21 protein-coding genes and 1 pseudogene are annotated in these 22,807 nt (G+C 40.0%); 15 read left to right on the forward strand and 7 right to left on the reverse strand.

Features of this window, described 5'->3' with window-relative positions:
- Positions 1-621: 621 nt before the first annotated feature.
- The gene (locus tag V7K97_RS15565; RefSeq protein WP_334801937.1) at positions 622-909 is read right to left on the reverse strand and encodes a hypothetical protein; all 288 of its coding nucleotides are present in this window, start codon (positions 907-909) and stop codon (positions 622-624) included.
- A gap of 357 nt (positions 910-1,266) precedes the next feature.
- Between V7K97_RS15565 and V7K97_RS15570 the strand changes: the two genes are divergently transcribed.
- Positions 1,267-2,334 carry a DMT family transporter gene (locus tag V7K97_RS15570; protein ID WP_334801938.1) on the forward strand — a complete coding sequence of 356 codons (1,068 nt, stop codon included), beginning with the start codon at positions 1,267-1,269 and terminating at the stop codon, positions 2,332-2,334.
- Positions 2,335-2,533: 199 nt separating this feature from the next.
- The gene (locus V7K97_RS15575; protein ID WP_334801939.1) at positions 2,534-3,691 is read left to right on the forward strand and encodes a peptidoglycan-binding protein; all 1,158 of its coding nucleotides are present in this window, start codon (positions 2,534-2,536) and stop codon (positions 3,689-3,691) included.
- A 137-nt stretch (positions 3,692-3,828) separates the two neighbouring features.
- Here the strand turns inward: V7K97_RS15575 and V7K97_RS15580 are convergent, their stop codons facing one another.
- Together V7K97_RS15580 and V7K97_RS15585 are read right to left on the reverse strand one after the other, a co-directional pair.
- On the reverse strand, positions 3,829-4,284 hold the full coding sequence (locus tag V7K97_RS15580; RefSeq protein ID WP_334801940.1) for a DUF2141 domain-containing protein: 456 nt from the start codon (positions 4,282-4,284) through the stop codon (positions 3,829-3,831).
- A gap of 343 nt (positions 4,285-4,627) precedes the next feature.
- Positions 4,628-5,103 (reverse strand): annotated as a pseudogene (locus V7K97_RS15585) (ammonium transporter); the annotation flags it as partial.
- Positions 5,104-5,493: 390 nt separating this feature from the next.
- Between V7K97_RS15585 and V7K97_RS15590 the strand changes: the two are divergent.
- From V7K97_RS15590 to V7K97_RS15615, 6 genes are all read left to right on the forward strand, one after another.
- Positions 5,494-5,979: a glutathione peroxidase gene (locus V7K97_RS15590; protein ID WP_334801941.1), complete on the forward strand. Its 486-nt coding sequence runs from the start codon at positions 5,494-5,496 to the stop codon at positions 5,977-5,979.
- A gap of 153 nt (positions 5,980-6,132) precedes the next feature.
- Positions 6,133-6,957, forward strand: coding sequence for an SDR family oxidoreductase (locus V7K97_RS15595; RefSeq protein ID WP_334801942.1), 825 nt, complete (start codon positions 6,133-6,135; stop codon positions 6,955-6,957).
- Positions 6,958-6,979: 22 nt separating this feature from the next.
- A complete protein-coding gene (locus V7K97_RS15600) occupies positions 6,980-7,909 on the forward strand; it encodes an alpha/beta fold hydrolase (RefSeq protein ID WP_334801943.1) in 930 nt (309 codons plus the stop codon).
- A 76-nt stretch (positions 7,910-7,985) separates the two neighbouring features.
- A complete protein-coding gene (locus V7K97_RS15605; protein WP_334801944.1) occupies positions 7,986-8,720 on the forward strand; it encodes a redoxin family protein in 735 nt (244 codons plus the stop codon).
- Between the two features lie 416 nt (positions 8,721-9,136).
- A complete protein-coding gene (locus V7K97_RS15610; RefSeq protein WP_334801945.1) occupies positions 9,137-10,564 on the forward strand; it encodes a WGR domain-containing protein in 1,428 nt (475 codons plus the stop codon).
- 50 nt (positions 10,565-10,614) lie between these two features.
- Positions 10,615-11,382, forward strand: a complete 768-nt coding sequence (locus V7K97_RS15615; protein ID WP_334801946.1) for a phosphatase PAP2 family protein — start codon at positions 10,615-10,617, stop codon at positions 11,380-11,382.
- A 424-nt stretch (positions 11,383-11,806) separates the two neighbouring features.
- Here the strand turns inward: V7K97_RS15615 and V7K97_RS15620 are convergent, their stop codons facing one another.
- Positions 11,807-12,460 (reverse strand): hypothetical protein, encoded by a 654-nt coding sequence (locus tag V7K97_RS15620; RefSeq protein WP_334801947.1) that lies wholly within the window; start codon positions 12,458-12,460, stop codon positions 11,807-11,809.
- Positions 12,461-13,208: 748 nt separating this feature from the next.
- Here V7K97_RS15620 and V7K97_RS15625 point away from each other — a divergent pair.
- Together V7K97_RS15625 and V7K97_RS15630 are read left to right on the forward strand one after the other, a co-directional pair.
- Complete coding sequence (locus tag V7K97_RS15625) at positions 13,209-14,045, forward strand: sulfite exporter TauE/SafE family protein (protein WP_334801948.1); 837 nt, start codon at positions 13,209-13,211, stop codon at positions 14,043-14,045.
- A gap of 1 nt (position 14,046) precedes the next feature.
- Positions 14,047-14,604: a DUF1634 domain-containing protein gene (locus V7K97_RS15630; protein WP_334801949.1), complete on the forward strand. Its 558-nt coding sequence runs from the start codon at positions 14,047-14,049 to the stop codon at positions 14,602-14,604.
- A gap of 267 nt (positions 14,605-14,871) precedes the next feature.
- On the opposite strand, the gene V7K97_RS15635 is transcribed toward V7K97_RS15630, so the two are convergent.
- Positions 14,872-15,141 (reverse strand): hypothetical protein, encoded by a 270-nt coding sequence (locus V7K97_RS15635; RefSeq protein WP_334801950.1) that lies wholly within the window; start codon positions 15,139-15,141, stop codon positions 14,872-14,874.
- Positions 15,142-15,226: 85 nt separating this feature from the next.
- On the opposite strand from V7K97_RS15635, the gene V7K97_RS15640 reads away from it, so the two are divergent.
- Positions 15,227-15,688: a hypothetical protein gene (locus V7K97_RS15640; protein WP_334801951.1), complete on the forward strand. Its 462-nt coding sequence runs from the start codon at positions 15,227-15,229 to the stop codon at positions 15,686-15,688.
- A 101-nt stretch (positions 15,689-15,789) separates the two neighbouring features.
- Here the strand turns inward: V7K97_RS15640 and V7K97_RS15645 are convergent, their stop codons facing one another.
- Positions 15,790-16,599 carry a prohibitin family protein gene (locus V7K97_RS15645; RefSeq protein ID WP_334801952.1) on the reverse strand — a complete coding sequence of 270 codons (810 nt, stop codon included), beginning with the start codon at positions 16,597-16,599 and terminating at the stop codon, positions 15,790-15,792.
- A 276-nt stretch (positions 16,600-16,875) separates the two neighbouring features.
- On the opposite strand from V7K97_RS15645, the gene V7K97_RS15650 reads away from it, so the two are divergent.
- Both V7K97_RS15650 and nblS read left to right on the forward strand, forming a co-directional pair.
- Entirely contained in the window at positions 16,876-17,115 is a 240-nt protein-coding gene (locus V7K97_RS15650) for a XisI protein (protein WP_334802014.1), read from the forward strand.
- A gap of 219 nt (positions 17,116-17,334) precedes the next feature.
- Positions 17,335-19,281 carry a two-component system sensor histidine kinase NblS gene (gene nblS / locus V7K97_RS15655; protein ID WP_334801953.1) on the forward strand — a complete coding sequence of 649 codons (1,947 nt, stop codon included), beginning with the start codon at positions 17,335-17,337 and terminating at the stop codon, positions 19,279-19,281.
- 741 nt (positions 19,282-20,022) lie between these two features.
- Here the strand turns inward: nblS and V7K97_RS15660 are convergent.
- Positions 20,023-20,391 carry a zinc ribbon domain-containing protein gene (locus tag V7K97_RS15660; protein WP_334801954.1) on the reverse strand — a complete coding sequence of 123 codons (369 nt, stop codon included), beginning with the start codon at positions 20,389-20,391 and terminating at the stop codon, positions 20,023-20,025.
- Between the two features lie 232 nt (positions 20,392-20,623).
- Between V7K97_RS15660 and V7K97_RS15665 the strand changes: the two genes are divergently transcribed.
- Together V7K97_RS15665 and V7K97_RS15670 are read left to right on the forward strand one after the other, a co-directional pair.
- A complete protein-coding gene (locus tag V7K97_RS15665) occupies positions 20,624-22,009 on the forward strand; it encodes a ParA family protein (protein ID WP_334801955.1) in 1,386 nt (461 codons plus the stop codon).
- Entirely contained in the window at positions 22,006-22,722 is a 717-nt protein-coding gene (locus V7K97_RS15670; RefSeq protein ID WP_334801956.1) for a ParB/Srx family N-terminal domain-containing protein, read from the forward strand. Before V7K97_RS15665 ends, V7K97_RS15670 begins: the two co-directional genes overlap by 4 nt.
- Positions 22,723-22,807 lie beyond the last annotated feature (85 nt).

Genomic DNA, 22,807 nt, shown 5'->3' on the forward strand with positions numbered 1-22,807 from the left:
GCATCATTGCTGATTTTTTTCTTCCTCCTCTACTGCATAACTCCTTACTTCTGTCAAATTTTCTGTTAAGAAAGATGTTTATAATGGATAGCTTAAAAAAGCAGGGCTGATTCATTCCATTTCAAACAGGATTTGTCAAGATGGTTAGCGAGAAAATTGTAAGTAAGCGTGACGAGGAGATGAACATTTAAGCACTTAAGTATCAGTAAAATAGTTTATTTTCTCGGCACGCTGGTAACAAAATAACCAATTTTTAATTGCTATAACCCTTGATTTTTCAAGCTCTTTGGGGAATGAATCAGCCCTGCCTTAAAAAAGGGGGAACCGGAATCAAAGTCCCCCCTTTTTAAGGCAGGGCTGATTCATTCCCTAAAAGACCTTAATTTACAAGCGTATCAGTCAAAAAAATCAGGTTTTTAAACACTCTAATTGGGTCAAAAACCAGGCGATCGCACTTAAATTTACCGATTGAAACAGTAATTTTTCGATTACCAACTCACTAAATTTTCTGGTTGATACTCTTGACAAAATTCTGATCTGAACGAATGAAACAGCCCTGCTTTTTAAGGGGAGCCACTTGCTCTACTTGGGGTCTCCCCAAGTAGAGCAAGTGGCATGGATTTAGGGGGATCTCCAAGGGTTAGGCGTATACAAAAAACTTTTCAAACATCCTCTTAGGGGCTGAAAAACACTTACGCTGATTTTTACCGATAGGTATTGCGATCGCATTTGATGGTATTCAAGCTCATAACTGACAAAATATCCCAGTAGTCCAGCAACTTCTTCAGCCTCTTTTTGGGCAAAATACTTAGCTATATTCAATTGTTGATGGGCACTAATCGCACCAATACTTGCTGAGAGAGTAGCCATTCCGAGAATACCCGAAATTAATTTTTGACTAATTTTCATTCCTTGCTCGAAACCTCAAGTGCTGGCTATTATGCTGACTCAGTTTTGGGGAGTTTGCCCTCTTCCTAAAATTCCCACTTGTCAGCCTGAAAACTACAGAATCAACAGCCATTAGCAAAATCTTTAATTTAGGTCTATTTTGGCGATGTGCGTCACTGATAGGGAGTCTTCTCATTTTGGGAGATAGCCAGCAAAGATATTATCAGCAAGGCTCTCCTGTATCCTTAGAGGATGTTTGAAAGTAGCAAAACGTTTAAATCCCCCTAAATCCACGCAACGCAATCGCAAAACTACATAATTCGGTAAAATTGTGTAAAGCAATTTTTGCGCTTGTTAAACAAAGATATCAGCAAACCCATGCAACTGAAACTCAGTGCATCTCAACTTCCCTTCGCCCCTATGCTGTTAATTGCCCCCTTTTTCCTATGGGGGACGGCAATGGTAGCCATGAAAGGAGTGATACCCCATACCACACCGCTATTCATGGCGGGTGTGCGTTTGATCCCAGCAGGGATGTTAATTCTGATTGCAGCAGCATTTATGGGTAAACCCCAGCCGAAGGGTTGGGCTGCATGGCTGTGGATTGCCTTATTTGCTCTAATAGATGGAACGCTGTTTCAAGGCTTTTTGGCAGAGGGATTAGTCAAAACTAGTGCAGGGTTAGGGTCTGTGATGATTGACTCCCAACCCTTGGCTGTTGCCTTGCTGTCGTTGTGGCTATTCCAAGAACATATTGGTTTTTGGGGATGGCTGGGGCTAGGCTTGGGTGTCACAGGTATTAGTTTAATTGGCTTACCTGATGAGTGGATTTTTCAACTTCTTGATTCAGGCGCAAATATCACAATTGGTAACTGGCAAGATTTGTTTGCTAGTGGCGAATGGTTGATGCTGTTAGCCGCGCTATCAATGGCAGTGGGAACAGTGTTAATTCGGTTTGTGTGCCGACATGCTGACCCAGTAACAGCTACAGGATGGCACATGATTTTGGGCGGATTGCCACTATGGGGAATTTCGTCAGTTGTCGAATCCCAGCAGTGGGAGAATCTGGGAGGATCTGATTTAGTAGCTTTGGGTTATGCTACCGTATTTGGGAGTGCGATCGCCTACGGATTATTTTTCTACTTTGCCTCTAGTGGCAGTCTCACGAGTCTTAGTTCCCTCACCTTCCTTACACCCGTATTTGCCCTACTATTCGGCAATCTCTTCCTCTCAGAAGTCCTTAGTCCGTTGCAGTGGGTAGGAGTATTTCTCACTTTAATCAGCATTTATCTCATTAACCAACGTGATACTTTAGCAGGACAAAAGGACACAATTACTGTCGGCGAAATAGCTAATATACAGCAACCAGTTTTAGAAGTATCTGCTAAAAAATTGAACCCCATCAGCATAGCAGTCAGAGAATCTGAACCAGAAATTTTACCCTAATTTAGTTAAACGGGAGAAATTAATTCAAAATTCAAAATTCAAAATTCAAAATTAAAGAATTTATTTCTGCCTCCTGCCTCCTGCCTCCTCTTTCCCAATGCCCAATGCCCAATTGACAAATGACAGTTAACATTTGGTAATCTAGAAGTTATTGTGGTATTGAACACTTTAAAAGAACGTTCAGGCTGAAAGTTGCAATATGAGGCTATGCCGTTCCTCAATTCTGATATTTACCTGTTTTTCTTGCGTGGGTTTTTACCCAAATCGCTCAAGCGCAGCCACACCTAAGCTAGCACCTGAAATTTTAGAACTTGCACAAGCTAGTTCGAGAGTTAATACTAGTCCGGCTGTTTTGAGATATGGTAGTCGAAAATCAGATGTGCAAAAGCTACAAACCCAATTAAAGCAGTTGGGATACTACAGTGGTGTGATAGATGGACAGTACAACGTCAGTACAGAAATTGCTGTAGCTAAATTCCAGAAAGCAAAAGGTTTAAAAGTAGATGGTCTTACGGGTTTGACCACTAGGGAGAGACTGCAAGCAGCTGTGGCTGCCAAAAAGAAAAATCAGATTGTCACCTCTCCAATAGTCAGACATCCGGCTCCGACTTCTAAACCAACTGCAAAACCCAAGCCAACCGAGAGAGGTTTTGTCTGGTGGTTAATATTTACCATTGGAGTTCTAGGAAGTATTGGCGCAGTTTTGTACCTGTTGAGGTGGTTTCGTCAGGTCAAACAAGTTAAAAAGTCCGAAATATTAGATAATAAAACTTTGATTGAAGCTAACAAAGAGCCGATTAGACTAGCCTTGCCAGAGGCAGCAACTAATCCACAAACAGCTACGCCACCACTCGCCACACAATTGCTGCTACCAGAAAAAACTTCCCGTCTTGCTAAACTCAATATCGTTGAAGAACTAATTCAAGACTTACACAGTTCTGACCCCATAAAGCGGCGCAAGGCTATTTGGGATTTGGGTCAGCAGGGAGATTCGCGGGCAATTCAGCATCTGGTTGAGCTGATGATTGATGCTGATTCTCAAGAAAGCAGTTTAATTTTGGCAGCTTTGGCAGAAATTGGCACCCGCACACTCAAACCGATGCACCGTGCTTTAGCAATTTCAATCCAAGATGAAAGTCCACAAGTGCGGCAAAATGCAATCCGCGACCTGACGCGCGTTTATGATATGATGGGTCAAATGAGTCAAATGTTACGCCATGCACTAGAAGACCCAGATGCCGAAGTTCAAGCAACAGCACGATATGCTTTAACTCAGATGAATCGAATGCGTGGCTTCCCGGAACAACAAACTCTACCAGAAGATCCACACGACGATTCGCAAATAGAGCAGAATTGATTCAGTTTTGGATTTTAGATTTTTCATTCAATCCAAAATCCAAAATCTCAAATTGTCAGAGTTATGAGTAAAGTCACATTTATATCTGGCTTTGATGTCTAGTTGTGTATTTCACCAAGTTAGAGTCTGCTGTCAGCCTAAAAATATTTCAACTGGATTTGGATATCGGTGTCCGGGCCTGCGACCAAAAAAGCTGCTTCGCCAAATTTGGGCGCTCTGGTGCGGACTTCTGGGTTTCTGGAAAATCCAAAGCCTTCCTTTGGGATACCCAAAATATTGGTATTGAGAATGCGGTCATTATTTTGATCGTGGAAGACAGCAACGGCGTAACTACCTGCTTTCAAGTTCTCAAAGGTGATGGTTAAGGGAATGTCAGTAATCTTGATACACTGCTTTTGTAAGACGCGATCGCCATCGCTAGGAAATCCTTCACTGCTACCAAATAAACTGGCACAGACTTGTCCTTCTTTATTCTTCAAGCCATCAATTTCCACGGTGAGTTTGCCGTTGAAATTTGCCTTGGCACTAAATGACCAGGACAGATTTCCTAGAACTGCCAATAGCAGGATACTAACTCTCAAGCCTTTAACCATAAAATTTTCACACGATAAAAGAAATTTTGCTGAAACTAAGTTTTTATAGCGGTTCTCGAATGGATGCAATACACTTTGACCTCTCTCCTTTTAGGAGAAAGGCTTTGAATCTTGCTCCCCAACGCTACAAGGGTTGGGGCTGTTCTTGTTAGGTCTGTATTGCACTCAACAGAGAAGCGCTATATTCAGATCACGCGGATTCATAGTGACATTATTCGGTCAATACTCGCAAGCATTCTGCCGATTTATAAGATCCAAAAACCAGCGTTCATGAAGAACACTAAAAAGGTTGCGCTGCGATCGCCAAAAAAAATACGGTAGGGAGTTGTAATATCAGGTTCGGTTAAACACTTACTTCGATCGCAGAAACATCAGGCCATACTGACGCGCCATGTTCATAAATATCGATACCAACGCGATCGGCTTCGGGATCGACACGTAAGCGTCCCAGTGCTTTTAGACCACCAAACATCAAAAAGGTGAAGACGACGGTAAAACTGCGATCGCCACCACGCCTAAAAGTTGTACACCTAATAAATCAAAGCCACCACCTAAAAATAACCCTGCCTTTTTGTTGAGAGTGAGTTCTGATTGACCTAAGAAACCAACGGAGAGAGTACCCATCATCCCGTTCATCCCGTGTACGGCAAATGCCCCCACCGGGTCATCAATGTGGAGTGACTCAATCAAATCCACTCCCAGAGTCACCAAAATACCACCTGTTAACCCAATCAAAACCGAAGCCCAAGGTGCAACATCAGCTCAAGGAGTGGTAATTGCCACTAATCCTGCTAGCGAACCATTCAGACAATAAACCATTTTTTTGAATTCTCCTATGAAGCATAGATATTAATGCAATATATCAAACAACTGTATTCCTTATAGCTAGGTATTTTCCGATATCAGGATCGGGCAATTATGAATATTATTAAATTTTTATACGAAAAGTTAATTGCTTGTTACTTTAAAGGTGCGTTAATTCGTCTCTGCTAGAAAAAATTATATCAAAAGCAACGCAGATTTCCAAGACCTATCCTAAGATAGAGGATTACTCGACTTATTTATAGAAGAGTTATCACGCAGGTAAGTGTATAGTCAGAGGCGATCGCTATCTTAAAGGCTAAAAAAGCTAATTTCCTTAAAGAAACTGGGTTTAGAGTACCTGTAATATGGGAGACTTAGTAATATTCCTTATAAATCAGATTTAAGATGAATAAGACAATTTCGGATATTGCAGTCAAAACTATCAACGGTGAACATAAGCAATTAAACGACTATATCGGGAAGGTACTTTTAATTGTGAATGTGGCTTCCTACTGCGGTTATACTTCTCAATATGAGGGGTTAGAAAAGTTGAACCAGAAGTATGGGGAAGCAGGATTACGTATTTTGGGGTTCCCTTGTAACGATTTTGGAGCGCAGGAACCAGGAAGCAACGAAGAAATTGTGCAATTCTGCACGAGTAAATATAGTGTTACCTTTGAACTATTCGATAAAGTTCATGCCAAAGGCTCACAGCAACACCCACTTTATGAGCGACTTACCAAAGCCGTTGAGCCAACGGGAACTGTTGCTTGGAACTTTGAAAAATTTTTAGTTAATAAGCAAGGTGAAGTGGTAGCTAGATTTAATAGTAGTGTCGAGCCAAATTCACCAGAGATAATTGACACAATTGAGAAAGAATTGGCAAAATAGTCATTAGTCATTAGTCATTGGTCATTAGGTAGAATTTTCCGTACTATTAACTATAGACTGTGAGCTTGGGGCTGTTAAATTTATTTACGTCCAGTTTCTTAATTGAGAACATTGTCTCAATGAGTAGTTTAATTTATTTGTGTCTAATTTGTCATGAACGTTGCAATTATTGGTTGCGGTTATGTTGGTTATAAAGTCGCTCAATATTGGCAGCAAAAGATGAATTTTGTTGTCAGTGTAACCACAACTTCCCCTGAGCGTGTCCCTGCACTACAATCAGTATCCCAACGAGTTTTAGTTACCTGCGGTAATGACCTAGATAGTCTAAAATCAGTTTTGCACAATCAAGATGTTGTACTTTTGAGTGTTGGTGCAAAAGGTGGAGAAGTTTATGAAGAAACTTATCTACAAACTGCCCAAGCTTTAGTTTCATCCTTGCAGCAGATTAAGAGTGTAAAACAATTAATATACACAGGTAGTTATGCCGTGTATGGTGATAGAAATGGTGTATGGGTAGATGAAGAAACACCCCTTGCACCCGCTAATTTAAATGCACAAATTCTCCGAAAAACAGAGGATGTATTGCTATCAGCATCTAACGAAAATCTCCGCGTTTGTATCTTCCGCTTAGGAGGGATTTATGGGACTGGCAGGGAACTGGTGAAAATATTTAGTAGATATTCTGGTGAAACCCGTCCGGGGAATGGAGAGGATATCACAAATTGGATTCATCTAGATGATATTGTTGCTGCGATAGAATTTGCCCGTCACCATCGTTTGCAAGGGATTTACAATCTAGTAGATGATGCACATCTCACCAGCCGAGACTTGCTAGATAGCTTATTTGAAAAACATAATTTACCCAAAGTAAAATGGGATACTTCTATTAAGAATACTCGCCCATATAATGCTTGGGTATCTAATGAAAAGCTCAAAGAGGCTGGATACAAGTTGATTCATCCACAGATAATTTTTTAGCACGGATTAAAAACTAGGAATTATGCAACCATCTGCTGTAGCTAACACGAACAATTTGACAGCATTTCCTAGCCAGTTTTACAGTTGGCAGAATTATCGTTGTGCTTACGAAGTTCATCAACCAATTAATGCAACATCTGAGGGCATTCCCTTACTTTTAATTCATCCCATTGGCGTGGGATTGTCGCGGCAATTTTGGCAACGATTTTGTCGCAAATGGTATAATGCAGGTCAGCCTAATTCCATTTACAACCCTGATTTACTAGGATGTGGTGAGAGTGATATGCCTCATCTGGCTTATACTCCTAATGATTGGGCAGAACAGTTACAGTACTTTTTACAAACAGTAGTACAAAAGCCTGTGATTGTAGTTGTACAAGGTGCTTTATTACCAGTTGCGCTCGCATTAGTTCAAAAGGAATCAAACTTAATTTCCAGACTTGTACTCTCTGCGCCTCCAACGTGGGCTTTGATGACAAATAAATCACCAGAATGGCAAGAAAAATTCCTTTGGAATGTATTAGATTCGCCTTTTGGCAGTGCTTTTTATCGCTATGCACGCACCCCAAAATTTTTACGTTCTTTCTCGATTCGTCAACTCTTTGCTTCTGAGAATACTGTGGATGTAGAGTGGTTGAATACATTAGTTGCAGGTGCAGAAAACCCTGCTAGTCGCCATGCGGTGTTTTCTTTTTTAGCAGGGTTTTGGCGAGATGATTATACTAGTTTTATTGCCTCCATTCAGCAACCAACATTAGCGGTTATGGGGGAAACTGCATCAAGTATTAGCCAAGACAATAAAAAAGAAACCCCAGATGAACGCTTGGCTCACTACTTAGCCTGTTTGCCTCAAGGTCGAGGTATAAAAATAAATGGGCGTAATGTTTTACCTTATGAATCAACCGCCGAATTTGTCGCAGCGATCGCAACCTTTATTAATGAAGTTTTTTAGCTGATTGATAATTACATTGTACTAGTTCTTCCATGATAGGTTATGACTGGAATTGATTACTTCAGGAAGCAAAATTATGTTGCCCAATCGCCAAGGACAAAGAGTTCCCAACGTCACTTTTCATACTCGTAATAACAACGAGTGGGCGGATGTGACAACCGATGATCTATTTGCTAATAAGACAGTGGTTGTCTTCTCTTTGCCAGGTGCTTATACACCCACTTGTTCATCAACCCATCTTCCTGGATACAACGAGTTGGCTCCGGTTTTCAAAGAAAATGGTGTCGATGACATTATCTGTATTTCTGTCAATGATACCTTTGTGATGAACGAGTGGGCAAAGGATCAAGAAGCAGAAAATGTTACACTAATTCCCGATGGAAATGGTGAATTTACTGAAGGTATGGGTCTCCTGGTAGATAAATCAGACTTGGGGTTTGGCAAGCGCTCGTGGCGCTATTCTATGCTGGTGAAAGATGGTGTAATTAACCAGATGTTTATTGAGCCAGAGGAGCCAGGAGATCCCTTTAAGGTGTCCGATGCTGAGACAATGCTCAGATACATCAACCCCCAAGCAGTGAAGCCCGAACTAGTTTCCCTGTTTGCAAAAGTTGGTTGTCCCTTCTGTGCGCGTGCTAAGGCGATGCTCAAGGAACATGGCATTAACTACGAAGAAATTACCTTGGGTAAGGATATCACCACACGCTCTTTACGAGCGGTTACAGGTGCGACAACAGTTCCCCAAGTGTTTATCGATGGTAAATTAATTGGTGGTTCTGAGGCACTAGAAGCCTACTTCGCGGCTAAATAGATTTTCAGTAGGGGCGTATAGCTAGCTATGCGCCCCTTGCCACTCTTTTCATAACCCAACCTACAATTTTCCTTAACCCAAGCGTATTGAGTCATAAATCACTTTCTGATCATTAATAGACCTCTTGCATAATTATTTTGTGGTAAGCTTAAGGGTTTTAGAAAAAATCCATATCAGAATCTATACGGATAACTTTTGTTACCTCATTGGGATGTCTGATAGAGATAGAAAGCAAATTTTTAAAGTTACCCATTTTACCATAATTTATTTTTGCAAGAGGTCTAATAATGCGTTTGCACTAAGTAGGGCGATGCTGACGACGGCAAGCTACGCATTTTCGCGGACTATGTGCCAGTTGCATAAGTCCTGAAATACTAAGTAAACTGACATTAGCCGTTTTATGATCAGAGAATTTTATGCCTGAAGAAAAAACATATTTAGAGCTTTCAGAAGTGAATGGAGGCTCTCATAAATTCTATGAAGTTATAGTTAATGATAGTGAATTAACTATACGCTATGGTCGTATTGGTGACTTAGGACAAACTCAGACAAAAACTTATCCTACTTCGGACAAAGCTAAAGCAGAAGCAAGTAAGAAAATTAAAGAAAAGCTGGGTAAAGGTTATGAAGTAGCGATTTTAGGTGTTCGTCAAAAGCGTCCTGTGACACGCCGCGAAATCAGCAGTACCACTTCAACAGCAAAACAAGCCCCCATTGTGTGGAAATTTGCTTCTACCTCTGCTGCTTTTGGGATTTTTATTGATGCTAAACGTTGCTGGGTAGGTAATCAAGCAGGTCAGATTTTTGCTTTAAATCATCAGGGTCAAGTTATCAATCAGTTTAAACTTCCTGATGGGGTCAAATGTTTAGTTGCTGATGATATTTGGATTTATGCTGGCTGTGATGATGGCAATGTCTACGACTTAACTGGTAAGTTACCACGTTTGACTTACAAGATTGACGATCAGGTGGATATTTTTTGGTTAGATATCAAAGATGGTTTGTTGGCAGTTTCTGATGCTAACGGCGGTGTGACGACAATCGATCATGATGAGGAATCACAGTGGACTCGTTTGAGTCAGGGTGATTCTGGCTGGATGGTACGTTGTGATGAATCCGGTGTCTATCACGGTCATAGCAAAGGCGTGACGATGTACGATCAAAAAGAAGGTCGAGTAGTGTGGCATCAAAAAACTCAAGGTAGCGTACTATTTGGCTGGCAGGAAGCGTCAATTGTTTACGCCGGCACAAGCGATAATAAAGTTTATAGCTTTAGCAAGAAGGGTAAGGTTGGTTCAATTTACAACTGTGATGCGGCAGTTTACTCTTGTGCGACTGCACTCAATGGGCAGTATGTGTTTGCTGGTGATAACAGTTCTTCAATTTATTGCTTCAATCAGGCAGGTGAACGTCTGTGGAAGCTTGCTACTAGTTGCGGCTCGGCTTTGTCTATGCAGTTTTTCGACGATCGCATTTACATTGTTACAACTGATGGCACTCTAGCTTGTATTGATGCTAGTGAAACTGCCATTGCCGCCGCTCAAGCTGGAACAGTTCCTGAAGCAACTATTTTTAAAGCACCAAAGGGTGAAGGAGCTAAACCTTCTGCTGTTCTGGAAACAGCAACAAACACAAGCTCTGGAGTAGTTGTTGAGTGTTTTCGAGAAGGCACTCAACTAAGAGTTCGTGTTGTTTCCCCAGGATATAATTCAAGTTGGAAAGTGCAATTTCCTAAAGATATTCGTACTGAAGGTGAGCGCTATCTTGTTCAAGAAGTACGCGAATCGGCACGCGGTGGTTTCTACCGTGCCTATGGTGAAATTCAGAAATTTAGCCAGCAATAAATTGCTAAAAATTTGATTGTTTAGGTATCAAGTAAACTTTTAATTTAAATATGGAAAAAGTGAAAATAGCCAATCAAGAGAGTCAGTCACCTCTCTCTTTTCTGCAAAACCTGTTGATTGCTCGTTGGCGATCGCTATTACTCCTCTTGATCGGAGTATATTTACCTTTGCAGGTCTTTGAAATCCTGACAGTGAATATCTGGGAGAATCAAGCAGGCTTACCGTGGGATGTGCCGATTCTGTTAGCAGTTCATTCTACAGCCAACCCACAATTAGATGTTTTAGCAGTGACGCTGGCTATAATTGGGTTGCCTTGGACGGCGATACCGATTTTGGGTACGATCGCACTCATCTTACTACTTCAAAAACGCTGGCGATCGCTAGCTTATTTACTCACGGCCTCAGTGGGAAGCATTATCATCAACCGCGCCGCTAAGGAATTAATGCATCGAGTGCGTCCACAATTGTGGCAGTCTATTGCACCTGAGTCTAGTTTTGCATTTCCCAGCGCTCATGCCATGACCAGTATAACTCTAGTAGCAATTTTGTTATTCTTAACTTGGGCTAGCTCCTGGCGCTGGTTGGTTCTCATATTCGGCAGCTTATATGTAATAGCTATTGCGTGGTGTCGTCTTTATTTGGGGGTTCACTTTCCCAGTGATATTCTCGCGGGTTGGATGGTTGCATTAGGTTGGACAATTGGTGTCAGTCTCATTATCAAACCGTATATAACTAAAACCCAATCTCTAGATGGCGATCGCCCTGAAGATGAAACTACCTTACTCCCTGAAGAAAGAAAGTTGATAACTGAAGATTAACATTATGTATGTAGTACTTTGTCAAGTTAGTTTTAAAGGTTTGTAGTAAGGACTTTAGTCCTTATTTTCTAAGCACTCAAGTCCTTACTAAAAAATTGCTGATCCATCAATTTAAACTTGACAGACTAGTAGTTTGTCAAGCTAGTTTTGAGGGGTTCGTAGTTGCGCTTTAGCGCTAAAGCGCAACTACGAACTAAATTAATACCCGTCAATTAGTTCTTGACGGACTACTAGTACCGCAAGGCGGAATTCAAACTAGGTATACAGCGTCAGCGTTTCATTGATTTTCAATGGGTGGTTTATTTCCGCCGTGCTGTACTAGTAGGGTGGAATGGTACTTACTTAAACAAAAGTTTCTGCCCATATCCCCGACTTCTTCAAGAAATTGGGGATCTAAATCTAGATTAATTCCTATATATCTCTTCTACGCTTTATTAGTAGGTGCATTGGTAACTTGTGCATCTACAATTTCTTGCGATACGTTCGGGATAAACCAATTCACTTCGCCGGGTTTCAAGATTTTAGTACCAGCTTGATTGAATTCAATCACCCCTGTATCTGGATTTGTCTTCAAAACTAAGTTAGTTCCATTGGGAACCTTAATCACAAAACCACCTGGTGATTCCTGCCCTTGTTCGTCTATTCCCAAAGTCAGGGATTTAGCGTCATTTGGTAGATAAACTCCCTTGCAATTCCATCTATCTTTAGTTGTCTGACCATTCCCTAGAAAATACAGTGCAGCCCCCTCGGAATATTCGTCATCCTCAATATTTGGTTCTGGACCGTAGATAGCTAGAGTCTTTCCTGTTTGATTACTGCACTGACCCCAGTCGATTCCTGACTCAAAAGCATATTGTTGTAACTCTAATTCGTTGATTTTCCGGTCGATTTGCTCTGGGGTATAACCTTCTAATTGAGTTTGGGTTTTTTCCGCAGTTTTCAAATTATTCAATTCTTGAGTCAGCGTTATATAATCAGGGTTTTTGCTATATTGTGGGCGATCGGCTAAGGAAGGTTGAGCAAATACTAAACTTGTGAATAATACAACTACCATCAAAATGTATCTGAAACTTTTCATTTTTTTGTCCTAATTTTTTACAAATTCCAGCATTTAGCTATTTAAACCGTATTCTCAACATTATAACTAATATTAAATATTGATTTTTGGTAAAAAATTCTTGCGGTAATACTTCGTTTTTATCGAGCATCAACTTTAATTCTTACCTTACCATTTCAACCGCATTTTGAAAATATTACCTTTAGTCGATTTAATACATTTATCTTTTAAGTAAGAATGTCACATCAAATTGTCTTTATATATTTAGATATAGGAATCCGGTTTAATTTCTGAAAAGATGCGTAGGGTGCCTTATCGCCGAGAGTACAGCACCAAGCCCTCGATCATGGTGCGTTCCGAACTCCGTTCTAACACACCCTAAAATACATAGTGAATAAAAAGGAAGATCAGATTTTTACTAATACTTGATTCTATGAAATACATTGGGTATTATTAAATATATCTTTAGAAATAGAACCAAAGATATATTCATTAAGTTAGAGATATATCGATATCTGTTAAGTAGAAGTTAGAGACTAGTACCGCAAGGCGGAAGTCAAAAGTCAAAAGTCAAAAGTCAAAAGTATTATGGAATAAGCTCTTTAGGAATTTTAAATGGTTGCTCTATTTCCGCCGAACTGTACTAGTCAAGAGGAAATTTTACTCAAAAGCTAACCCATAAGTCAGTAGTAAATTTGAAAATTAATTTTTCAGTAATAAAAAAATATTTTGGTATCTTGATATACATATAAAAAGAGAGGAATTAAATTTGACTATTTTAGAATTTTCATTACTAATTTGGATTGGTTCATTTAGCGCTGGTTTGTTAGGGGCGCTAACTGGGTTAGGCGGTGGAGTAGTAATTGTTCCCTTATTAACTTCGGTATTTGGCGTTGATATTCGATATGCCGTTGGTGCTTCACTGGTATCTGTAATCGCTACTTCTTTGGGTGCAGCATCTACCTATATTAAAAAAGGCTATACTAATTTACGATTGGGAATGTTTTTAGAAGTAGCCACAACCATTGGTGCGATCGCAGGCGCAACGATCGCGACTTTTGTCTCTGTGAAAGCCTTAACTATCGTGCTAGCGATCGTCCTGATTTATTCAGCATACATTTCACAAAGACCCAGAATCGAACACTCTGAAGATGAAGTAGCAGATCCCATCGCAAATTATCTCAAACTGAATAACAGTTATCCAACTCCTGATGGAGTGATGTCTTACCAAGTTCATTCAGTACCAATGGGATTTGGTGTGATGTTAATAGCTGGGGTGCTTTCGGGATTGCTTGGTATTGGTTCCGGGGGATTCAAGGTATTAGCTATGGATCAAGCCATGCGTCTACCCTTCAAAGTTTCTACCACCACTAGCAATTTTATGATCGGCGTGACAGCAGCAGCATCAACTGGAGTTTACCTAGCACGAGGCTACATCGATCCGGGACTATCTATGCCGGTGATGTTGGGGGTATTACCTGGTGCTTTCTTGGGCGCACGAGTCCTTACAGGCGCTAAAACGGAGAGTTTGAGAATTATTTTCAGTGTTGTGCTGGTGGTAATGGCTTTGAAAATGGTCTACAACAGTTTAATAGGGGGGCTGTAAAATGTATAAATTTAATCCTAGTTTTCGCTGGCCATTATTAGCACAGCCAGATAGGGAAGTGGTGACACTAACCTTACCACAGGAAGATTCAGACTCTAATATCGAACAATTAAAAGAGCCGCACACTAGCACAGTAGCGCAATTGCCTAATAGCTGCTCACTTGATGTTAACAAGAATCTGACCAAAACATCAAGTGAACAGCATTTGGAATATTTGCTCAGTAACCTGATGAAATATGGTGTTTTGATATCTAGCGCTGTTGTTTTGCTGGGAGGTATACTCTACTTGATTCATCACGGTGCTGAACCTGCGGGATATCACTTTTTTCAGGCAGTGTCATCAGAATTTCGCTTACCAGTAGGTGTAGTTAATGCAGTTTTATCAGGTAGCGATCGCGGTATTATTCAACTCGGACTATTACTACTAATTGCTACTCCAATTATCCGCGTTTTTATTTCCCTATTGGCTTTTCTACTCCAGCGAGAATTTATCTATGTAATTGTTACCTTCTTAGTATTTTCTAGTCTAATTTACAGTCTTGTAGGAGCATATTATTAGTAATATTTTCAAAGGTTAAGGGGTAAAATTAACCTTTACCCTTACAGCAGATTGCGAGTTACTGAGGTACAAAAATACCCCACCCTAACCCTCCCCTTATAAAGGGGAGGGAACTATATCTGCTGTTTCCCCCCAATATATCGGGGGGATTAAGGGGGGTAATTCACCGTAGCCCCAAGCAAGGGAAGGGTGTACTTCATTTACTTGCAAAGTGCTGTAAAACAAAAGTATTGATATGCTCCCAGAAATAATTTTTTCGACCTATTATTAACCTTGCAAAAGCTTATTTATTGAACTTATACCCTGTTTAATTTGTTCCGTCAGAGAAGTTATTAATAAGTCAAGGCTTTGGGTTGAAAGATTAAGTAATCCCAAAGCATATAATAGGCTCGAAATACCAATAAATAGAGCCAATAATCTCCCAAAACAACCGGGATTAATTTCAATAAAACCTAATTTAGATTGCCCGATCACAGCAATCGTTATAAAAACAATTCCTGCTATTAAAAATGTGCTATTTGGAGTTAAATCTGTCATTTTCCGATTTTATCACTTCTGATACTAGACTTTGGCTTAGTTTATATATTAAACTACACTAAGCCGATATGAATAGCGGGTTTCTATGGAAAGTTTCCAAAACGTCAGTCAAGAGTTGAATGTCACAGGAGATACAGCCCTGGAGCAATTACAACAGTCTACTCCAGAAGAGTTCAAAAAAGACATTTTCAAAAAACTCCGAGGTGGATTTTTTCTGGTACTGGGATATTTATTGTCACCCCTCTGTTGGTGGAATGACCTACTATTCAATCTGCCAATAGCTTATGGTTTTGGGTATGCTTGTAGTTTACTTTCGCCAAAATTACTTCTACCTTGTTCAATTATAGGGTACTGGCTCTCTAATATTGTGGGAATTCTCTTGATGCAATTCGGTTCTAAGGACATTTTTCAAAAAGAACCTCAAGAACATAACCTCAAAAAAGAATTACTTACGGGTCTAATTTCTTCAACAGTTTATACCCTGTTGATTATGCTATTGATCCAGTTGAAGATTCTCGATTCTCCCATTTTATTTTCCAAGGGTTAATTTAGTTTATCACCTTTCTACAGAACAAAAATATCCCCGACTTCTTCAAGAAGTCGGGGATTTGAGCCTCTCCGTGGAGAGCAAATCAGTGAAAAATAAGATCAATTTTCATCAAATTTTAAAAATTCACTTAAATTTAACAATTTTGGAACCTCCTTACTTACAATTAATGGCAGCTTACCATTCCATTTTTGTATTGCTTGCCTTTGCAGGATTTCTGGAGTTAAACCATCACGTAATAATCTGTGCGCCTCAGCCTCTCCTTTGGCTAAATTAACTTTAGCCTCAGCCTCTTTTGTTGCTTTCAGCGCGATAAACTCTGCTCGTTTTGCTTCTTGTTCAGCAATCTGCTTCGCCTCCACCGCCTCCCCAAATCGTTCGGAAAAATGGACATGAACTAGAGAAATATCATCAACTGCAACGTGATAGCTACCCAGTCGTGTGGACAATGCATCATCTACTCCCCCTTTGACTTCTCCTCGTTTAGTAATAATTTCTTCAGCAGTATACTTTGCCATGACTGCTTTTAGTATTTCTTCAACGGCTGGGTTAATAATCCGAGTAACTACATTTTGTTCATCTCCAATTTCTTGAAAAATAGTATTTGCTTCCTGGGGAATAATATGCCAATTAAGAGCGACATCGGCGAAAACATTTTGTAAATCTTTGGAAGAAGCCTCAGCCGAAATTTCCTGTTTTTGGACTCGAATACTCAACTTTTTCACAGTATTGACTACAGGAATAATTAAGTGAAGTCCTTCTCCTAATATTTGGTTTTGGACTTCGCCAAATTTCATCAATACGCCGCGTTCACCCGCATTTACAATCACACAAGGCGTCAGGAGGAGAGTTATCAGGAACAAAAGAGCAGTCAGTTTACCAGCACTGTTAAAAGTTGTAATTTTTTTCATCTGGATGAAACATATATGCGTCTGGCATGGAGACACATATTTAGGAGTTGTGGGCTTCTTCCTGTTATGCTCTTATAACTTTGGCTCGAAGTCAATTCCTATGTCACTCTAGCCAAGGTAACAAATAGCGCTTCCAATACTACTGGGTTAAGAATATTCGTAGGTTGGGTTGAGCGCAGCGAAACCCAACCTACACATCTTTATTTTTTAGCCAAAACCTACGCAGTATTGATAATAATTCTCGTTTGAATGAGAAGCGCTAAGTAAGTAGACGTTATAGATGAGCTAAAGGGTCACTATATTTGGATGAACCTTGGTTGGCAAAATGGCGAACGTATTATTGGTATAACCGTCTACGTTCGGATTCAAGATTGCAAATTCTGGATTGAGGAAGACTGGACTGAAGATGGGATCGCAACTGACCTACTTCGTGCAGGTGTTGCCAAGGAAGATATAGTTTTGGCATTCCATGAGCCAAAAATGCGTCAGTACACAGATTTTGCAGTTGCATCGTAGCTGTGGCATTTTCTGACAATGCGGTGCGGCTGACGGTAGGAATATCTTGGTACTGAGTTCAAGTTTACTAGCGGCTGCTAACCTGAGCCGGATAACTAGCTCAAAATTTGAAAGCCTTGCATTCTCCCATTTCCCATTCCCTAACATATTTGTCGAATTAACTGTTAATTTTTAAGTTGTTGGGCTTTATAACAAAGACTACTAACAACTTTATATAAGATGCTAAGTCTGTTCAAAACAATTCGAGATGCGATCGCTAGTTGGTGGTCGGAATTCACACTCCAGACTAAACTGCTGGCTGTGGCGACAATGGTAGTTTCATTGGTGATGAGTGGTCTGACCTTTTGGGCTGTGAATACAATTCAGCAGGATGCCCGGATGAATGACACCCGCTTCGGGCGTGACTTAGGGTTGCTACTTGCTGCCAATGTTGCCCCCCTAGTTGCTGAAAATAATCTGACTGAGGTTGCCCAATTTTCTCAACGTTTCTATAGCAGCACCTCTAGTGTGCGTTATATGCTCTACGCCGATGAAAGGGGAGAAATCTTTTTTGGCATTCCTTTTTGGGAAGCCGAGGTAGAAAATTCCCTCACCATTAAACGGCGGATACAATTACCAGAAGATTATCCTGGTGATGGGGAAAAGCCGATGGTGCGGCAACATCTAACCCCAGATGGCATAGTCACCGATGTATTTATTCCCCTGATCGTCAATAAGAAATACTTAGGTGTATTAGCGATCGGTATCAACCCCAATCAGACTGCGATCATTTCCACCAATTTTACCCGCGATGTCACCATTGCCGTTTTCATCACGATTTGGGTAATGGTGATTTTAGCAGGAGTGATTAACGCCTTGACCATCACCAAGCCCATTAAAGAACTGTTGGTGGGGGTAAAGCAAATTGCTACCGGGAATTTCAAGCAGCGCATTAATTTACCTTTAGGGGGTGAACTGGGGGAGTTAATTTTAAGCTTTAATGAAATGGCAGAGCGATTAGAGCGCTACGAAGAACAGAATATTGAGGAATTGACCGCAGAAAAAGCCAAGCTAGAAACTTTAGTTTCCACTATCGCAGATGGGGCTGTGTTGATTGATAACAACATGCAGGTGATTTTAGTCAACCCCACAGCGCGGCGAATTTTTGGCTGGGAAACTACTGATGTAGTCGGCTGCAATGTATTACATCACTTGCCCTCATCGGTACAAATGGAAATCACCCGTCCCTTGTACGAAATGGCAGCAGGCGAATGTGAAAGCGCCGAATTCCGAATTTTTATTAACCAACCTATCCCACGGACGATCCGCATTCTCTTGACTACAGTACTCAACCTGCAAAGAGAAAGCATCAAAGGTATTGCCATTACTGTCCAAGATATTAGCCGTGAGGTCGAATTAAACGATGCAAAAAGTCAATTTATCAGCAACGTTTCTCACGAACTGCGAACGCCTCTATTCAACATCAAAACTTATATTGAAACCCTGCACGACTACGGCGAAGACTTAGCTTTACAAGAACGGCAAGAGTTTCTGCAAACAGTCAACCATGAAACCGATCGCCTAACCCGTTTAGTTAACGATGTTTTGGATTTGTCAAAACTTGAGTCTGGTCGCCAGTATAACTTCGATGGGGTAGATTTAGCCCAAGCGATCGAGCAAACACTACGTACTTACCAACTCAATGCTAAAGATAAAGGTGTTGAACTTGTTCAAGAACTTGCTCTTAATTTGCCCCTGGTATTGGGTAATTATGATCTGTTAGTACAAGTCTTTGGCAACCTGATTGGTAATGCCCTTAAATTCACAAAAGCCGGTGGTAAAGTAGCAATCCGCGCCTACCAACTAGATTTTAAACCTAGTCACACCCAATCTTCTCCAGTGCGGATTGAAATTTCCGATACTGGAATTGGCATCGCCACAGAAGATCAACACTCAATTTTTGAACGCTTCTTCCGCGTAGAAAACCGAGTTCACACCCTAGAAGGCACGGGTTTAGGTTTATCGATTGTCAGAAATATCATCGACAGACATCATAGTAAAGTTCATCTAGTGAGTGAAGTCGGCATTGGCACCACCTTCTGGTTCGATTTAGCTGCCTTTGAAGAAAAAGCGCCACCGATACAAGTTGAACCTATTGCAGAAGCATCCAAAATTACCACAACTTGAAGGTTAGCGATCGGGCATATCTCGTTGCGATCTAATTGTCACGATCAATTTGATAGGAGCGCCTAACGTATTACTAGATAACATGGTGCGTTAGGCTAAAGCCGTAATCCACTCTATGTCTATATTTCAAATTTAAACGTTTGCAGCTAACGTTACTTGATTCATCAGAAACGCTTAAATATTTCTTGCAAATATATAACCAGTTGCAGCAAATGTTTAATGCTTTGCAACAAATACTCCTCCATATAATTGTAGGTTGGGTGGAGGCTTTGCCAAAGCCAACATCCTGATATAGCGTTTCTCAATCTAGTGAGGTACATCTTAAGCCCCCTCTCGAAGAGCGGGGAGGGGGTTGGGGGTGGGGTTCTTGTACCTCACTCAACCGAGAACCGCTATATATGTTGGGTTGCGCTCCGCTCCACCCAACCTACCTCTTATGAAATTCTGTACTAAGGAACAAGAATTAAATAACATACAATTTATGTCCCTGGCTTACCTCACCCTCAATCCCTCTCCTTATAAAGGCTACGGTGTACACACATCTTTGTAGAAAACCCAAATCGTTGAAGATCCCCTTAAAAAGGGGGACTTTGAAGGGCTTTTGCCCCCTTTTTAAGGGGGGTTGGGGGGATCAAAAGCTTGTAGGGCAATGTTAGAAGACTTGTGTGTACACCGTAGCCTTATAAAGGAGAGGGAGGCTAGAGACAAGATGAAGTTTTGCATTTTATTTAATCCACGTTCCTAAGTTACCAGACTGAAGAACAAACAGACCAATAATAAACCCAAAATTAACAGCAAAGCCTGATTGCGTTTTACCCAAATTTTCACACTTATTGCAAAACTGTTAGTGTAACGCTGCTGTTTCAACTCTAACTTTGTCTCTTCAATATTTTGGTACAGAGTACAGTCTTTGGCATAGGGACGCTGGGGAAAATTGCAAGTATCATCAGCGTGATAGGTGCAGGTGTCGCACAGATACCCGTCCCCAATAGCGCGGTGCAATGGAATACCGGGATGGCCGTAAGCTTTAAGCGTTGTCCGACAATAGGGACAATTAATAGCTTGACTATCAACGAGTTGATGGCAGTGGGGACAAGATACAGTAGCCAAAACCTTTAGGGCAGATTGGTTAAGTAAACACTTTGATTCTAGCCATTTACAAGGGTAATGGGAAAATAGCTGTCAGAAGTGGTGACTATATCAGCAAAAGTACTAATCTTATGATGATCATTTATATTTTTATAAGTGATTTCTATCACTCAGAATAATTAAGGGTATGGCATAATCTAGCAAACATTAGGTTTTGTCCTAAGTCCAATAATTATTGAGAGGTAGAAAAATATTGCCTTTTAATCCTGAGCTATGCCGTAACGAAAGTGAAGTTGAAAGCAAACTCATAGTGCAATATTTGCTACCGCAGCTAGGTTATACTCCTGACAGCTGGCATCAAGAAGTTGCTGTTGGTAGCATCCGCTTGGATTTCTTAGCATTTGCCGCACAGGTAATTCCCTTTGTCTTAGATGCCAACTCGCCGTTGAGTGTCGTTATGGAGGCAAAGCATCCCAAGCAAAACTTAAATAATCATGTCCCCCGACTCAGGCATTATTTAACTAGCTTGAATGTCAGGTATGGATTGCTGACTAATGGCAAAGAAATCAGAATTTTTGAAAAAGTACAAGGCGATATTAAGCTATTATTTCAATGTTCCGGCAAAGAAGTTGAAACGAAATTAGAGAATATTAAACGTTTAATTGGTAGAGAGAGTGTAAAAGAAGGACAATTGGTAGATCAACCAGAAGTTCAAATAACTGAAAATAATTCAAATTTTGAAACAAAGAGGCAACATTCAATGAAAACCATTGCAATCTACCACAATAAAGGCGGTGTTGGTAAGACCACAGTTGCAGTCAACCTTGCCGCAGCATTGAGTAAAAAAGGTAAAAGAGTACTATTAATTGATATAGATTCTCAGGCAAATACTACTTTTGCTACAGGATTAATAAAATTTCAATTTGATGAAGATGATGATTTACGAGATTCTAATATCTATCATTTATTAGAATCAGGTGATTTTTACTTAATACCGGATGTTAACCGAAAATCACATTATTTTAACAATCCTGAATTAGATGTTATTCCTGCACATATTAATTTAATAGAAGGACAGTATAAACTTAATCAAATTGATGCTAGTAAAACTAGGTTAGTTACGAAATTAAAAAAAGTAGAGCAAGAATATGATGTTGTTATTATTGATACACCTCCATCTAGAGATTTATATGCTAAAGTTGCACTTGTTGCTGCTGATTACCTGATAATTCCTTCAGATTTAAAGCCATTTGCAAACCAAGGATTGTTAAGTGTCAAAAACTTTATTATAGAAGTTAATGAATTTAGAGAAATGATCGGAAAACCACACATTATATTAATGGGTATCTTGGCTTCAAAAATTTCTACTAATTCTAAATTTTTACAATACACTTTTCCTAAGCAAAGGAGTGTGATTTCAGAACGTTACAATCTGCCTTTGATGGAAGCAGTAATTTATGATAGAACTGTACTATCCGAATGCATGAATCAGACTATAACAGTTGGGGATTTAGAATATCCTGATCCCAAATCTGTTGTTAAATATGCAGAAGAAGTAAAATCAGATGCTCAAAAATCTGCTATGGAATTTGATATTTTAGCAGATGAAGTATTAATAGAAATAGGTTTAAATCAATGATGAATTTTTCTTTGGTAGATGTAAAAAGTATTACTTCTACTGAACCTCGCTCAAATTTTTCAGAGGCTGATTTGGAAAACCTCGCAGACATAATTATAGAAACTGGAGGAATTATCAGACCATTAGTTGTGAAAATGATAGGAGTAGAAAGTTATACGGTAGTTGATGGACACTTTGAATATTATGCTGCTGTTAGGGCACGAGAAAAAAATCCTCGGCAAGGTGAAATGGTTAATGCTTTTGTAATTTCCCCAAAATTAGAGGATTTAGTAGTAAAGCAAGTTGCATCTCTCAAAGAAATTGATTCTTCTACTAAACAAGTAACATCACAGCCTGAAACAACAAAATTAGAACCACGTCTGGCAAATTTAGAATTACGTCTTGAGAAGCAATTTAATGAGTTTAAGTCAGAATTTATACAAGAAAGACAGAGAATAGATAGTCAATTCAAGCAACTTGAAAACCTTATTCCTCCAAAGGGTGAACATAGTAATCCACTTAGTTTGTTGAACTCTTTGGATAAAGATGAGTTATGTATAAAGTTACAACGCTCTAGAATTTCTGGGGCTGAAAAACTTGCCAAAGCTATAGAAGATGCTCGAAATAAGAAGCCAAAGCAAGAGTTTGAAGATTATCGTGATGTGGTAAAATCTGTTAAAAACTTGGGTGATAAAACAATTTTGACTATTATTGATGAGTGGTCAAAAAGTTAGCTAGTAGGTTGGGTTAAACGAAGTGAAACCCAACGATTAAGGTTTAATGTTGGGTTTCGTTCCTCAACCCAACCTACGTAGCTCC

This window comes from Nostoc sp. (assembly GCF_036917815.1).
In the GTDB taxonomy this organism is placed as follows: Bacteria; Cyanobacteriota; Cyanobacteriia; order Cyanobacteriales; family Nostocaceae; genus Nostoc.